12 protein-coding genes and 1 pseudogene are annotated in these 15,871 nt (G+C 56.5%); 7 read left to right on the forward strand and 6 right to left on the reverse strand.

Features of this window, described 5'->3' with window-relative positions; genetic code table 11:
• Positions 1–18: 18 nt before the first annotated feature.
• Entirely contained in the window at positions 19–2,115 is a 2,097-nt protein-coding gene (locus tag CRO33_RS18855) for a TonB-dependent siderophore receptor (protein ID WP_097119208.1), read from the reverse strand.
• A gap of 402 nt (positions 2,116–2,517) precedes the next feature.
• Positions 2,518–4,197 carry an alpha,alpha-trehalase TreA gene (gene treA, locus CRO33_RS18865; RefSeq protein WP_097119210.1) on the reverse strand — a complete coding sequence of 560 codons (1,680 nt, stop codon included), beginning with the start codon at positions 4,195–4,197 and terminating at the stop codon, positions 2,518–2,520.
• A 206-nt stretch (positions 4,198–4,403) separates the two neighbouring features.
• On the opposite strand from treA, the gene ghrA reads away from it, so the two are divergent.
• The 3 genes from ghrA to CRO33_RS18880 are packed head-to-tail and all read left to right on the forward strand — an operon-like array spanning position 4,404 to position 6,691.
• Complete coding sequence (ghrA, locus tag CRO33_RS18870) at positions 4,404–5,342, forward strand: glyoxylate/hydroxypyruvate reductase GhrA (RefSeq protein WP_097119211.1); 939 nt, start codon at positions 4,404–4,406, stop codon at positions 5,340–5,342.
• 24 nt (positions 5,343–5,366) lie between these two features.
• Positions 5,367–6,104: a phosphatase gene (locus CRO33_RS18875; protein ID WP_097119212.1), complete on the forward strand. Its 738-nt coding sequence runs from the start codon at positions 5,367–5,369 to the stop codon at positions 6,102–6,104.
• Positions 6,105–6,130: 26 nt separating this feature from the next.
• A complete protein-coding gene (locus CRO33_RS18880; RefSeq protein WP_058959684.1) occupies positions 6,131–6,691 on the forward strand; it encodes a TorD/DmsD family molecular chaperone in 561 nt (186 codons plus the stop codon).
• Here the strand turns inward: CRO33_RS18880 and CRO33_RS18885 are convergent, their stop codons facing one another.
• Complete coding sequence (locus CRO33_RS18885; protein ID WP_097119213.1) at positions 6,692–8,053, reverse strand: CoA transferase; 1,362 nt, start codon at positions 8,051–8,053, stop codon at positions 6,692–6,694.
• Positions 8,054–8,100: 47 nt separating this feature from the next.
• Positions 8,101–8,985, reverse strand: coding sequence for a DMT family transporter (locus CRO33_RS18890; RefSeq protein ID WP_034822113.1), 885 nt, complete (start codon positions 8,983–8,985; stop codon positions 8,101–8,103).
• 191 nt (positions 8,986–9,176) lie between these two features.
• Here CRO33_RS18890 and CRO33_RS18895 point away from each other — a divergent pair.
• Positions 9,177–9,895, forward strand: a pseudogene (locus CRO33_RS18895) (glutamine amidotransferase).
• Here the strand turns inward: CRO33_RS18895 and CRO33_RS18900 are convergent.
• Complete coding sequence (locus CRO33_RS18900; RefSeq protein ID WP_097119214.1) at positions 9,883–10,446, reverse strand: class I SAM-dependent methyltransferase; 564 nt, start codon at positions 10,444–10,446, stop codon at positions 9,883–9,885. The pseudogene CRO33_RS18895 and the gene CRO33_RS18900 overlap by 13 nt on opposite strands.
• A 383-nt stretch (positions 10,447–10,829) precedes the next feature.
• Between CRO33_RS18900 and exaC the strand changes: the two genes are divergently transcribed.
• The 3 genes from exaC to CRO33_RS24635 all read left to right on the forward strand — a co-directional run bounded on the left by exaC (position 10,830) and on the right by CRO33_RS24635 (position 14,135).
• Entirely contained in the window at positions 10,830–12,350 is a 1,521-nt protein-coding gene (gene exaC / locus CRO33_RS18905; RefSeq protein ID WP_097119215.1) for an acetaldehyde dehydrogenase ExaC, read from the forward strand.
• Positions 12,351–12,474: 124 nt separating this feature from the next.
• Entirely contained in the window at positions 12,475–13,818 is a 1,344-nt protein-coding gene (locus CRO33_RS18910; protein WP_097119216.1) for an aryl-sulfate sulfotransferase, read from the forward strand.
• A 152-nt stretch (positions 13,819–13,970) separates the two neighbouring features.
• Positions 13,971–14,135: a hypothetical protein gene (locus CRO33_RS24635; RefSeq protein WP_166931753.1), complete on the forward strand. Its 165-nt coding sequence runs from the start codon at positions 13,971–13,973 to the stop codon at positions 14,133–14,135.
• Positions 14,136–14,213: 78 nt separating this feature from the next.
• On the opposite strand, the gene fumA is transcribed toward CRO33_RS24635, so the two are convergent.
• On the reverse strand, positions 14,214–15,857 hold the full coding sequence (fumA, locus tag CRO33_RS18915; protein ID WP_097119217.1) for a class I fumarate hydratase FumA: 1,644 nt from the start codon (positions 15,855–15,857) through the stop codon (positions 14,214–14,216).
• Positions 15,858–15,871: the final 14 nt, after the last annotated feature.

Consider the following 15,871-nt stretch of genomic DNA (forward strand, 5'->3'; position numbering starts at 1 on the left):
CGGATTTTTTTATGGCGGTTAGAAGTCGTAACCCACGGTGGCGGTAATGGTCCGCTCCGCACCGCGATAGCAATAGCCGGTGCCATAGCAGGCGGCGAGATACTTTTTGTCGGTCAGGTTATTGGCATTCACCTGCAGCCAAGCCCCTTTCAACTGTGAATCCCACGCACCGAGATCGGCACGTACGGAAGCATCAAACAACGTTACCGACGGCAAACGTGTGGTGTTTTCGTTATCGGCCCACTGCTTACCGATATAACGCACGCCTGCGCCGGCGCTCAAGCCGTAATCAAACTGATAGTGACCCCAGAATGACGCCATGCTGTTCGGCGTGACGTAAGGCGTATGGCCATCATTCCCGTCAACGGAATCTTTGAAACGCAGATGGTTCAGCGTGTAACCAGCGATGGTGCTGAGTCGCGGCGTCAGCTGGTTGCGGGCTTCCAGCTCAATGCCCTGCGAATGCACTTTGCCGGACGGAGTAAAGGTGCTGTCTACCACGTTGCGGTTCGCCACATCGTTCTGCGTCAAATCGTACAGCGCGATGGAGTACATATCGCGCGTGCCCACCGGCTGGTATTTCACACCGGCTTCATACTGCTCGGAAGTGGTTGGCTTCAGCTGATTGCCGTCTGGGTCGGTCAAAGAAGCCGGGGTAATCGCCTGGCTCCAGCTGACGTAAGGTGAAATACCGCTGTCGAACGCATACAGCAGCGCAGCACGGCCGCTGACGTGGTCATCCTGGCGACGGCTGGTGCCATTATTGGAGACGATGCGATCGTAACGACCAGAGAGATCCAGATGCCAGCGGTCGAGCTGCATTTCATCCTGCAAGTAGAGTCCGGTCTGATAATAGCGACGCGTTTGTTCGGTCCAGCTGTAATCCGGCATGCTGCCGACCGCTTCGCCCGTCCAGGGGTTTAATGAACTCGCATAGCCACTGGCTTTACTCAAATCATTCTTATAACGGTGGTATTCGGCACCGAGGATCACCCGATGCTGCAGCGCGCCGGTGGCAAAATCGGCCTGCAGACGGTTATCGTTGGCCCATGCGCTGAGCGAGGAACGTTCACCGGAGTAGTAGCGGGTCAGCAGGTCCGGGTTAGCGGCATCCCAGCCAATCTGATACACCTGATCGAGATCGACATTGGCGTGGCTATAGCTGGCGGTGGAGTATACAGACCACACTTCATTGAAGCGGTGCGAGAAGTCGTAGCTGTAGATCTGCTCGTGGCGCTTGAACTGATCCAGCGCGCTGTCGCCCTCATAGAATCCATCACTCAGCTTGCGGCCATTATGGCTATAAAGCGTGCCTTCAGCGGGCACGGAACCGTGATAACCGCCGGATGGATCTTTTTGCAGATAGGCACGCAGCACCAGACTGGTGTCTTCGCTGGGTTGCCACAGCAGCTGTGGCGAAATCGCATATTTTTCTTCACGGGTGTGATCGTATTGCGTATCGCTGTTACGCGTGATGCCGGTGAGACGGAAAGCCCACTGATCGTTAATCGCATTGGTGTAGTCAAAGGCGGCGCTGTTGGTGGCGTTGGTGCCGGTCGACAGGCGGAAATGGCCCTCTTCAGCAAACTGCGGCCGCTTGCTCACCTGATTGACTAATCCGCCTGGTACGGTCTGGCCGTAAAGTGCGGAGGAGGGGCCTTTGATCACATCAACGCGATCGAGGAACCAGTTATCTACCTGCAAGATGTTGAAGCTGCCGCCATCACTCATGATGCGCAAGCCATCCAGGAAGGTGTTATCGACATCGCCGCCATGGAAACCACGCAGCGCAATGGTGTCATAGCGAGTGGCGGCCCCGCCGAAGTTGGTGAATACGCCCGGCGTGTAGTTCAGTACCTGATTGAGATCCTGCGCACCCTGATCTTCCATCTGCTGACGTGTCACCACTGAGATGGACTGCGGCGTGGTGATCAGCGGCTGATCGGTTTTACTGCCGCCGCTGCTGCGGGTGGCGAGATAGCCTTGCGTCGGTGAGTTGGCGCTCTCCTGCGGTTGCGCGGTGACGACGATGGACTCTTCTGCGAAGGTTGCAGCAGGGAGGGCCAGAGCCAGTGCACAGAGCATGCGGGTACGATTAAGGGTAAAAAGCGTCATTGGAAATCCTTTAACGGGAAGCAGAACAAAAGCAGCACTCAATCGGCAATGCCAAAAATTGAGAATACGATTAAAATTAAGAGTGAGAATTATTATCTTTTAGTGGGTGTGTTTCAAGTTGTTAATGTGAGTGAAAGAGATTGTGAGGAAATGAACAGGAGCGGTGGCGTAGCGAGCGCGGCTTTATGTGAGAAAAGGTTTCATGATGCAGTCATACAATCTGTCGCAGTGCGCGATGGTGTGTAAAGCTGAGGTGATGACTTCGCTGTGTTCAGTGCTGGCATCGTATGCCTGAGATGATGGCATTGAGCACCTTAGCTTTAACAGCGCGAACCGATTGCGCTGCTACCGTTTGACAAACAAAGCAGTAGCAGCGGTTTTATTTAAAGTAGAGGGAGAGGGTTATTTACCCGCACTCAGCGCGGGCATATTCGGGATATCGCTCGCGTTATTACAGGTGTGATCTTTCGGGCAGTATTTATCCAGTAGTTTGAGCGTCACGCCGTTGGTCCAGCCGAAACCATCCTGCAACGGATATTCACCGCCACCACCGCCGCCCAGTTGCGCGCCTTCCACCACATACTTCTCAACCAGCTTGTGCTCTTTGTCGTAAGTGGCCTGCACGTTCTGCAGGAAGCGCTGACCAATTTCCTGTGCCAGCTTGGGTTGCTTGTAATGTTCCAGACCTTCCACCGCCACCCATTGCAGAGGCGCCCAGCCATTTGGTGCATCCCATTGCTGACCATTGTTCACGGTGGTGGTCACCAAACCGCCAGGTTTCAACAGCTGTTTCTCCACCGCTTTGGCAGTGCGGTCCGCCTGTTTCTCGCTCGCCACCTGCATATACAGTGGGAACAAGGTAGCGGCGGTCAGCTGCGGATGAATGTGTTTTTTCTGCCAGTCATAGTCGGCATACCAGCCCTGTTTCTCATCCCACAGATAACGATTAATCGCTGCCTGACGTTTCTCAGCATCTGCCGCGAACTGTTTGGCTTTGTCATCCTGATTCGCCAGTTTCGAGGCTTTGGACAATACCTGCTCCAGATGGAACATCAGGCTATTGAGATCGACCGGTGCCAGTTGGGTGGTGCGGATCGAGGCCAGATTGTGGGCATCGGTAAACCAGCGAGAGCTGAAGTCCCAACCAGAAGCCGCACCGGCACGCAGATCGCGATACACCTGCTGTTTATTGCGATCGGGCGCTTTGTTGGCGGTGTTGACATCGTCGAGCCAGGATTCGGTGCGCGGTGCATCACGTTCGTCCCAATAGCGATTGAGTAGGGTACCGTCGCTAAGTTTGATCACGCGCTTGCTGGCCTGACCGGCAGCGACCTTATCGCTGTCCGCCATCCAGTAGTCGTACTCTTTCTGCAACTGCGGCAAATACTGGCGATAGACATCATCACCTTTATGGGTCGCCAGCAGATCCACCATCAGGCTAAAGAACGGTGGCTGCGAACGGCTGAGATAATAACTGCGGTTGCCGTTCGGGATATGGCCGTATTTATCCAGTTCGGTGGCGAAGTTATCCACCATATCCTGCACGCGATCCCAGTGCCCGCTTTCAGCGAGGCCCAGCATGGTGAAGTAGCTGTCCCAGTAATAAACTTCGCGGAAACGGCCGCCGGGGACCACATAGGGTTTCGGCAGTGGCAACAGGGAATCATACTGGCTGGCGGTCGGTGTCGATCGTGTCAGCACCGGCCACAGGCCGTTGATATGTTCACGCAGGCTTTGTCCTGCAGGCGGCACGTATTTGTCCTGCTCTTTAGGCAGGGTGAAATTAGCGTCCACGAAATGCTTCAGGTCGAAATTGCGCTGGCTCTTTTGCATCTGCCAGTCCGCCAGTATCGAGGAGGGATTGTACTTCGGAACCGCATCGGCAAAGGTTTTCTGATCCGGATAAAATTTTGCCTGCTGTACCGCATTAAACAGAGGCCCCAGGCGGATATCGGGCGGCTGTGGCTGGCTGCTTAGCATTCGGCTGGTATCTTCCGCCTGCGCAACAGAGGCGCTGGCCAGCAGCGCCGCGCTCAGTAAGAATGTCAGTGGCGCGGGGGTGAATTTGACATTTTTTATCATCGGTTTTTCTCCTTGTCCGAAAAGGTGGTGCGCTAACACATTGACCACCCGAACAACTTTAGTCGCTAACGCGCCGCTTAGCCGCCTCAGGCCATGGAAATGTGAAGCCGCGGGAATTAATCACGCAAGAAATTGCATTAACCTTAAGGTTTTTGCTTGCCCTGAAGCGCTATTTGCCTGAGGCTGAAGGAAAAAAGGAGAGCTGTATGGAGATCATCTGGTATCACCCGTCGCAAGCCCCCGATCGCTGGCTAGCGGGACTACGTCAGCGTTTACCGCAAGCCAACGTGCGCTACTGGCAGCCGGGCGATACGGATCCGGCGGATTATGCCATCGTGCGTTCGCCACCCACCGAGATGCTGGCTGGTCGTCCATTGAAAGGTGTGTTTGCCATGGGCGCGGGCGTCGACGAAATTCTTAAGCAACTGCGCGCCCATCCGGAAATGTTAGCCGATGACGTGCCGCTGTTCCGTCTCGAAGATACCGGCATGGCGCGACAGATGCAGGAATACGCCAACTGGTGCGTGCTAGGCTGGTTCCGCCGTTTTGCCGACTACCGCCAGCAGCAGCAACAGGCAAACTGGCAGCCACTCGACACAGCAGACCGCGCCAACTTCACCATCGGCGTGCTCGGTGCGGGCGTACTGGGCAGTAGTGTGCTCGAAAGTTTGCGCCAGTGGGGCTTCCCGCTGCGTTGCTGGAGCCGCTCGGCTAAGCAGATTGAGGGCGTGCAAACCTTCCACGGTCGCGATCAGCTGGATGCGTTTCTGGATGGCACTCAGGTGCTGATCGATCTGCTGCCCACCACGCCGGAAACCACCAACCTGATCGATGAAAAGTTGCTGCGCGCGTTACCGCACGGGGCCTTTTTCCTCAATCTGGCGCGTGGCGCGCATGTGGTGGAAGCCGATCTGCTGGCGGCGCTGAACAGCGGGCAACTGGCGGGCGCGGCGCTGGATGTGTTCCAGACCGAGCCACTGCCGGCGGATCACCCGCTCTGGTCTCATCCACATGTCACATTGACGCCACATACTGCGGCTATCACGTTGCCCGGCGAGGCGATGGATTTCATTGCCGGTGCCATACTTGCTCTGGAGCAAGGGGATCAGCCGGGTGGTTTAGTTGATCGCCAGCGCGGTTATTAATTCACATTGAGTCAGGAGAAGAGGATGTATCCCGTCGATTTGCATATGCACACCGTTGCCAGTACCCACGCATACAGCACACTGCATGATTATGTGGTGCAGGCGAAGCAGAATGGCCTGAAGCTGTTTGCCATCACCGATCACGGCCCGGATATGGCGGATGCGCCGCACTACTGGCACTTCGTTAATATGCGCATCTGGCCACGCGTGATTGATGGCGTAGGCGTTTTGCGTGGTATTGAAGCCAACATCAAAAACCAGCAAGGCGACATTGACTGCAGCGGCCCGATGCTGGATGCGCTGGATCTTATTGTGGCCGGTTTCCATGAGCCGGTGTACGCACCGCGTGATAAAGCGCATCACACGGAAGCGATGATTGCCGCGATGGCGGGCGGGCTGGTGCACATTATTTCACATCCTGGCAACCCGAAATTCCCGGTGGATATCCGCGCCATTGCCGAAGCCGCCGCGCATTATGATGTGGCGCTGGAGATCAATAACTCCTCCTTTACCCATTCGCGTCCGGGCAGTGAACCCAACTGCCGCGCCATCGCTGAAGCGGTGCGTGATGCCGGCGGGCGTCTGGCGTTTGGGTCGGATTCGCACACCGCCTTTACCCTCGGTCATTTCGAACACTGCATCCGCATTACGTGTGAAGTGGATTTTCCCGAGGATCGCGTGTTAAATGTCACGCCGCGCCGCCTGCTCGACTTTCTCCAACAGCGAACCGGTAAGCACATTGCTGAATTTGCGGACTTTTAACTTTTAGCCTCAAGGAATTCTGTTGCATGAATGAGTTTTCCATTCTCTGCCGCGTCATCGGCTCGCTGTTCAACCGCCAGCCACAAGATCCATTGCTGGTGCCGCTCTTCACCATGCTGCGTGAAGGCAAACTGAAGGCTCAGTGGCCGCTGGAGCAGGATGAACTGTTAACACGTCTGCAGCAGAATAGCGATCCGCAGGCCCTGGCGGCGGATTACAACGCACTGTTCGTCGGCAGCGAATGCAGCGTACCGCCTTACGCCTCACAATGGCCAAACGGCCCGCAAGAAGCGGATGTGCGTGCGTTTCTCTCTTCACGTGGCATGCCGTTAAGCGACGCGCCAGCCGACCATTTTGGCGTACTGCTGCTGGCGGCCTCGTGGCTGGAAGATCAGTCCGCGGAGGATGAGTTTGCTGCGCAATTAGCGCTGTTCGACGACTATCTGCTGCCGTGGTGCGGCGCGTTCCTCGGCAAAGTGGAAGCCCACGCGACCAGCGCGTTCTACCGCACGCTGGCCGCGCTGAGCCGTGAAGCTATTCAGGCAATGTACGACGAGCTGAACGAAGGCAACGACGAAGAAGCCTGATTACCAGCTGGCTGCGCTGCTGCCGAGCTTGACGCCCGGCGTGGCGCAGATCATCGGCGTGCCGGGCAGGTATGCAGCGGCACGCAACCTTTCGGCAATCCCCCACGTATTGATCTCAACTGTCGGCAGGGCATCGTCGTGCTGCGCGGTAATGCCATGCTGCGGCTGTTGCGGTGACGCGCCATACTGTTGCAATAGCCTGGCGGTGCGCGCCAGCGATAGGCGTGCCTGCCAGCCAACGTGATTTTCCCGACGTTGACGCATCCCTTCCAGCACAGCGGCGGCCATCATATAGCCAGTGGCGTGATCGAGCGCCTGCACCGGCAGCGGTGTCGGTTTGATGTTACCACGCCAGACCATGCCCTGTTCGGCAATGCCGCATCCCATCTGCACCAGACTGTCAAAGCCGCGACGATTGCGCCATGGTCCGCCCCAGCCCCACGCATTGAGACTGACATCCACCAATCCGGGCGACAGTTTGCGCCGTGACTCGGCATCCAGCCCCAGCTTTTCCAGCGCATCCGCGCGATAACCATGCACCAGCACATCAGCGTGTTTGATCAGATCGCGCAGCTGCTCAACGCCCGCTCTGGATTTGAGATCGAGCCGTGCGCAGCGTTTGCCGCAGGTGATCTCCTCCTCCAATGTTGGCTCTTCCCAGCCGTAAGGATCGATACGTAAAACCTGCGCGCCAAGGCTGGCGAGAAAACGCGTGGCGACCGGCCCGGCGATAATGCGCGTCAGATCCAGCACACGCACGCCGAGCAGCGGACGAGCAGGCGGCAGTTGCCAGCCGGGCGTGGGGGCATCCCCCGTGGCCTGTTGGGCGATCAGCGCTTCACTGCTGACGGCCAGCCCTTGCGGGTGCTGCAACCACTGTTGCTCACTGCGCATCTGCGCAGCACAGCCGCCAGCCTCAATCACGGCCTGCTCCAGCGCGGCCGCTTGCCACTGAGACACCCGCTGCGCTAATGCGGCGCGGTCGGCGTGTTGGCCCAGCACCTGCTCCATGGCGGCGCGATGATGCGGAGCGTTGGTGTGCAGACGGATCCAGCCATCGGCGGTGGCGTAATCGCCTGCAAAGGGATCCCAGAGCGCGGCGGGTGAGCGATTTAGCGGCGTGAGGCTGTGCTGAAACCAGCGAGAGGCGAGCCTTACATTGACGCTAACCGGGGCCGATTGCCCGAGTAAATCGCTCACTGCCTGGCTTGCCAACCCGATGCTGGTGGCGGCCAGTTCACTGACGGCAAACGCGGAAGAAAAGGTATCGGGCTGGAGAAAGCTGAGCGCGGGAAGGGGTTCCGCGCCACGCAATCCTTGCCACAGTTGCTGCCATAACGCGGCAGCAGATTGAGTATCCATATTGAGTCTCCGGAAAACGCGCGAGACTCAAGCATAGCAGAGAGAATTTAACGGCGGCGCAGGCGAGGAAAGCGCGCGTGCATGCGCAGATTACGCAGGTTGATCACCGCAATGGCGGTACCGAGCACTACCAGAGACGCCCCGAGAATTTTGAAGCTGTTCATGCTATCGCCCAGCACAAATACGCCCATCAACACGGCCAGCACGGGCGTGAGCAGCGAGTAAGGCATGATTAAGTTGACGTTGTACTTTTTCAGCAACGAATACCACAGGGTATAAGCCACAATCGAGGAAGCCAGCGCGCTGTAAAGAATACCAAACCAGCCGCGCCAGCCCGCATGACTTAAGGCGTAAAACTGGTGCGATTCGGTGAGCCAGGAAGCGGCACCGACAATCGGCACGGCGAGGAAGGAGATCCAACCGGTGAGCGTCAGCGGTTTTATCGGCGGCGATTTCTTCACGATCATATTGCTGATGGCCCAGCCAAAGGCGCTGCACAACAAGATGCATAAGACCCACCACGCCGGAATCGTGGGGCTGCCGGAGAGCACCGCCACGCCACTTAAAGAGATCGCAATACCAAACAGCTGTACCAGCGTCAGCTTCTCTTTTAGCACCAGCATTGCCAGCAACATGGCAATCGGCGTACCAAGCTGCACCACAATCGCACCGGTGCCGGCATCGGTAAAGCGCATGCCGACAAACAGCAGCGAGAAGTGCATAAAGCCAAAGGTGAAGGCAAGGGTGAGCAGCCATGGCAGCTGTTCGCGCGTAATTCGGCAGAACGGCACCAGTACAATCGCCACCACCACAAAGCGCATCCAGGTGAGGAACAGCGGCGGAAGTTCCAGCAATCCCCACTTCACTGCCACGTTATTGAAAGCCCAGATGGAGACCACCATCAGAACCATAAAGAAATGCCGCACTGCCACAATGTCATCCTTCACATGAAAGGGGGGTAATCACCGGCTAATCATGGCACGAAGCCGTACATTTCTGTGACATTGTGCAAAAATATTTTTCGTTATGGCATGAGCTTATGCAGGAAAAAAATAAGACAGGTCACTGATTTCCTGTCAAAGTGGATGTCCGAAAGCTGACTCCGTTAAGGAATGAATTCGGAATGACACACACCCGCGCGTTACCCCTTGCTCTGATTCAACTCGAAGTGCCGCCACCGCAGGTTGTGGCGCAAATTGGTGAACAACCCGCTGGTTTATTGATGCGCTGCAACTGCAGCCTGAAGACTATGTGATTGTCCGTCCGCATCTTGGCGAAGAGTTGCCGGCGTTTGATCGCGTCAGCGGCGCGATTCTCAGCGGCTCCTGGGCAATGGTCACCGACCACGCCGACTGGAGCGAACGCACGGCCGCATGGATCCGTGGTGCGCTGGAAGCGGAGCTGCCGCTGCTGGGCGTCTGTTACGGTCATCAGCTGATGGCGTATGCGCTGGGCGGCAAAGTGGGTGATAACCCGAACGGCTGGGAGCGCGGCTTGAAAACCCTGACCCACACTGCCAGTGATGATCCCTGTTTAGCGACGTTACCAGGTGAATTCCAGGCGTGGTTGTCACATCGTCAGTCGGTGATTACGCCGCCGTCGCAGGCTGAAGTATTGGCACGTTCCGAGCTGGATGGCTGCCAGATTTTACGTTATTCCCCGCAGGCGCTGTCGGTGCAGTTCCACCCGGAGTTTACCCGCGAAATCATGACCACCTGCTTACCGGAAGGCGTGAGTGATGATGGCGCGCAGGTCGCCGGTGAGGATTGGTCACGTGAGTTGCTCCAAAGATTCTGGCAGCAAACGCGGCCGAAGCCGCGCGTGCAGGCTCAGGGCGCGTAATGCCGTGTGCAGCGATAAACCCAGGCGGGCGGCATATTTTTCAGCACCCGCTGGCGCTGCCAGGTGAAGTAACGTGACAGGGTAGGTTGGGTCAATGAGGTGTATTGAAACTGGATAAATACACCGCGCGGGCCCAATACATCGTGCACGGCGCTCAGAATCGCTTCGCGCGTTTCCGGCGGCAGCGACAGCAGCGGCAGGCCGGAAAAGATCACATCGTATTCACCCGACAAGTACTCGGCTGAGCACGCACGCACCTGCATGCGCGGATCGCTCCACGCGCGCAAACTCTTCACTAAATCTGGACTGATCTCGAACACATCTAATTGAGCCTGCGGTGACATTCTGTCCAGAATATGACGGGTTAACACGCCGTCACCGGCACCCAGTTCGGCGATACGCAGGCTGTGATCCCAGTTGGCGGCATCGCACATGGTGCGGCACAGCGCAGCAGAGGAGGGCGTGATGCTGCCCATCTTGCGCGGGTTTCGAATAAATTGCTGAACAAAGTTCGCTTTGGCGCGCATTAACGTCAGGGCTGAAGCCAACATCTCTTTCTCCTGATGAGTATCCTGTTTCATATTGACCAAATTCATTGCGTTTGTTTCGCTTTTCGCTGCATATGCGGCAAAACTCGGAATTTTCCGCAACGAAGCGGGGAAGAAATTGGAGAGATGTAAAGCTGATAACCTGGCTGTGAATTGGCGCAATAGACTCCCGCCATCTGCGGCGGGCAAGAGCGTAACGTTTAATCAATGCTGAGACTGACGTGCAGGATCATCATGCATAAATCTCAAACCCTCATTGCCGGAATTTTCCTTCGGTGCGGTCACAGTTTCCCGCTCTGCAATCTGACAGGCTGACATTGATCGATCAATGTTAATAACAGGTTTCATAGTTGTTATTCGCCACTCTGTCCGCAAGGAGAAACACCATGCGTTACGCTGCTCCGGGAGAACAAGGTTCTCTCATCACTCTGCAATCGCGTTATGGCAACTTTGTCAACGGCGAATTCGTTGCGCCGGTGAACGGTAATTACTTCGTCAACACCACCCCCATCAACGGTTCTACCATCGGCGAGTTCCCGCGTTCGGATAAGGCCGATATCGATAATGCGGTGGCGGCAGCACAGGCCGCTGCAGATGCCTGGGGCAAAACCTCCCCGCAGGCACGTTCGCTGGTGCTGCTGAAAATCGCCGATCGACTGGAAGAGAAGCTGGAATACATCGCGGTCAACGAAACCTGGGATAACGGCAAGCCGGTACGTGAAACCCTGGCCGCTGACCTCCCGCTGGCGGTAGATCACTTCCGCTACTTCGCGGGCTGCGTGCGCGCACAGGAAGGTACCGCAGCAGAAATCGATGAATTCACCGCCGCTTATCACTTCCACGAACCGCTGGGCGTGGTCGGGCAAATCATCCCGTGGAACTTCCCGCTGTTAATGGCGGCGTGGAAACTGGCTCCGGCGCTCGGAGCGGGTAACTGCGTGGTGTTGAAACCGGCTGAGCAGACGCCCTTGTCGATCACCCTGTTTATGGAAGTGATCAAAGATCTGGTGCCACCGGGTGTCATCAACGTGGTGCACGGTTACGGTAAAGAAGCCGGTGAAGCGCTGGCGTCACATCCGGGTATCGCCAAGATCGCCTTTACCGGCTCCACCGCTACCGGTGGGCATATCCTCGAACTGGCGGCGAAAAGCCTGATCCCGTCCACCGTTGAGCTGGGCGGTAAATCACCGAACATCTTCTTTGAAGACATCATGGATGCGGAAGAGAGCTTTATCGAGAAAGCGGCAGAAGGCGTGGTGCTCGGTTTCCTGAATCAGGGCGAAGTCTGTACCTGTCCGTCACGCGCGCTGGTGCAAGAGTCGATCTTTGAGCCGTTTATGGCGGCCGTCATGAAACGTATTAAAACCATCAAACGCGGCGATCCGCTGGATACCGAAACCATGATTGGCGCGCAGGCGTCGCAACAGCAGTTCGACAAAATTCTCTCTTATCTGGAAATCGCGCAGAAAGAGGGTGCACAGGTGCTGCACGGCGGCGGTGTAGAGAAGATTGGTGAAGCGTTCGATAGCGGCTACTACATTCAGCCAACGCTGCTGAAAGGCGACAACAGCATGCGCGTGTTCCAGGAGGAGATCTTTGGACCGGTGGTCGGTGTGCTGACCTTCAAAGATGAAGCGGAAGCCCTCGCCATCGCCAATGACTCGATCTACGGACTGGGCGCAGGTGTATGGACCCGTGATATCAACCGCGCCTATCGTATGGGGCGCGCGATTAAAGCGGGCCGTGTCTGGACCAACTGTTATCACCTTTATCCGGCACATGCGGCGTTCGGTGGCTATAAAAAATCCGGTATCGGTCGCGAGACCCATAAAATGATGCTTGATCACTACCAGCAAACCAAAAACCTGCTGGTGAGCTACAGCACGCAACCGCTGGGCTTCTTCTAAGCACTCAGGCAGCGGGTCATGCCGCTGCCTTTTCTCCCACATGCCTCATTCGGACTAATCCTGCCGCCATTCGCATCTACCCTATAAGGGCGTTTTCTTTCTCCCTTAGTCAGGATGGTGAATCATGCGTATTGCGGCAGCGTTGTCTGTCTGCCTGTTGTCCTTCTCATTTGGTGCATCGGCCATTCCCAGTGCGTTTCCTACGGGCGTGACGTATTACGATCCCGCGCGTGCCTGGAACGGTTATGTGGTGATCCCCGGCAGCGATAACCAAACCCACTTAATTGATATGACCGGGCAGGAAGTGCATCGCTGGGCCTATGAAGGATTCCCGAGCTGGCCAATTCCCACTGATCGCATCAACGGCCAGCGGGGGCATCTGCTGGTACAGCTGGAGCGTCAGAAAGATCTCGATAAGGAAGCCAGCCCCGGCAACGGCATGGTGAATGCCAGCGTGGCGGAAGTGGACTGGAACGGTGCGGTACAGTGGCAATACGGCAGTCAGCAGCAGCCGGTGCATCAACACCATGAAATCCAGCGCCTGGCAGATGGCAACACCCTGGTGCTGGGCGCGGCACTGCGCCAGCTGCCCGGCTACAACTATCGCATCATCGATAATACGCTGGAGGAGGTGTCGCCGCAGGGAGAGAAGCTATGGAGCTGGTCGGTGGCCGATCACCTCAATGAGCTGGGTTTTTCTGACGCGCAACTGGCGATGATCCGTGACAGTCAGGACGCTGACTTTTTGCATATGAACACGGCGGCACCGCTGGGACCAAACCCGTGGTTTGATAAAGGCGATCAGCGCTTTGCCCCTGACAACATCCTGTTTAACTCGCGCAACGGCAACGTGGCCGTGATTGTCGATCGGCAGACGGACAAAGTGGTGTGGCGCATCGGGCCTGATTATCCAGCGCTGAAGCTGGATACACCGCTGCCGCGTCCGCTGGATCAGCTGATTGGCGAGCACGATGTGCACATGATCGGACCGGGCTTGCCGGGTGCTGGCAATATTCTGATTTTTGATAATCAGGGCAACGCCGGATTCCCGCCCACGCGGCAAGGATTCTTCTCCGCTTCACGCGTCATTGAAGTGAACCCGCAAACCAAACAAATCGTCTGGGAGTACACCGGCGAGAAATCGGGACAAGCGATCTCCACCTTCTACAGTGCCTATATCAGCAACGCGCAGCGCCTGCCGAATGGCAACACCTTGATCAACGAAGGGCAGAGCGGCCGCCTGTTCCAGGTGACACCGCAGGGCGCGATTGTCTGGGAGTACGTCAGCCCGTTTTACGGCAAAGCGATGCCGCGCGATCACTACAGTGGCAACACGGTGTATCGCGCCTACATGGTGGATTACCGCTGGGCACCAGATGGGACGCCGCACAGTGAGAAGGCGGTGACAGCGGATTGCATCCGTTATCCGGCGCTACCAGGTTGTCCGGCACTGACATCCTCACAGTAAGAAATGTGCGTTACTTCTTTAATCAGACTGTCATTTGGCCGTGACAGAGTGCCTGCATCACGAAAGCAGAATATTCCGCTACATTTGAGCCTGGTCTTGTCGATATAAGAGTGTAGGGAAAGTAAAGTCGCGCACCATTTTTAAGGAAAAACATGAACACATTGCATAAGTTTCAGGAACAGCACGATGACGTGCTGGATGCCGATGATCAGCACATCATCACGGTGAATCTGCCGGGACGTCAGGCGATCTACGTGATTGGTCAAAACGATGATGATGCCGATATGCTGTTAGACGTACAACTCGGTGCGATGTAAGCATCGCGCAGTGCTCACCCCATAAAAAAATCCGCAGCCATAAGCCGCGGATTTTTAGTTTTAGCACGGCTAAAAGCCTTACTTCACGCAGGCAGAACACTGATTGTGGATCTGCTGGAAGAAGTCGTTGCCTTTGTCATCCACCAGGATAAACGCCGGGAAGTTCTCCACTTCAATCTTCCAGATGGCTTCCATTCCCAGTTCCGCGTACTCCACGCACTCCAGACTCTTAATACTCTGCTGCGCCAGCACCGCGGCCGGGCCGCCGATGCTGCCGAGATAGAAGCCGCCGTGTTTATGGCAGGCATCAGTCACCTGTTTGCTGCGGTTGCCTTTCGCCAGCATCACCATGCTGCCGCCGTGTTCCTGCAGCAGGTCAACGTAGGAGTCCATACGACCGGCAGTGGTTGGGCCGAGTGAGCCGGATGCATAACCTTCCGGGGTTTTCGCCGGGCCCGCGTAATACACCGGATGATCTTTGATGTACTGCGGCAAACCTTCGCCGTTGTCGATGCGCTCTTTCAGTTTGGCGTGGGCGATATCACGCGCCACGATAATGGTGCCGTTCAGCGACAGGCGGGTTGCCACGGGATAGGATGACAGTTGCGCCAGAATGTCACTCATCGGGCGGTTAAGATCGACATTCACCACTTCGCCTTCGCCCTGCTGACGCAGTTCTTCCGGGATATAGCGGCCTGGGTTATCTTCCAGTTTTTCGATCCAAATGCCTTCGCGGTTGATCTTGGCTTTGATATTACGGTCAGCCGAGCAGGACACACCCATGCCAACGGGGCAAGACGCGCCATGACGCGGCAGACGCACCACGCGAATATCGTGGGCGAAGTATTTACCGCCGAACTGTGCGCCGAGGCCCAGCTCTTGTGAGGCTTTCAGCAGTTCCTGCTCCAACGCCACGTCTCGGAATGCCTGACCGTGTTCGTTACCTTCGGTCGGCAGGGAATCGTAGTAGTGGGTGGAAGCCAGCTTGACGGTTTTCAGCGTGCTCTCTGCTGAGGTGCCGCCAATCACAAACGCGATATGGTATGGCGGGCAGGCTGCGGTACCGAGCGACATCATTTTATCGACCAGGTAGTTTTTCAGCTTGGCCGGGGTAATCAGTGCTTTGGTTTCCTGATACAGATAGGTTTTGTTGGCAGAACCGCCGCCTTTGGCGATGCACAGGAATTTGTACTCGTCGCCATCCACGCTGTAGAGGTCGATCTGCGCCGGCAGGTTGGTGCCGGTATTGACCTCTTTGTACATATCCAGCGCGGCGTTCTGCGAGTAACGCAGGTTGTCTTCAATAAAGGTGTTATAGACGCCTTGTGACAGCGCGGCTTCATCGCCACCGCCGGTCCAGACGCGCTGGCCTTTTTTGCCCATGATGATTGCCGTGCCGGTGTCCTGGCAGGTCGGCAACACACCTTTGGCAGCGATTTCCGAGTTACGCAGGAACTGCAGGGCAACGTATTTGTCGTTCTTGCTGGCTTCGTCATCGGCCAGAATCGCGGCAACCTGCGCCTGATGCGAGGCGCGCAGCATGAATGAAGCATCATGGAATGCCTGCTTCGCCAGCAGCGTCAGGGCTTTCGGATCGACTTTCAACACCTCTTCGCCATCGAAGTTGGCTACTGAGACGTAATCGCGGCTCAGCAGATAGTATTCGGTATCATCTTTGGCGAGAGGAAAGGGATTCTGATAATAGAAGGGTTTGTTCGACATGTTGGCTCACTTAG

Source organism: Pantoea sp. GL120224-02 (assembly GCF_900215395.1).
Classification (GTDB): domain Bacteria; phylum Pseudomonadota; class Gammaproteobacteria; order Enterobacterales; family Enterobacteriaceae; genus Pantoea; species Pantoea communis.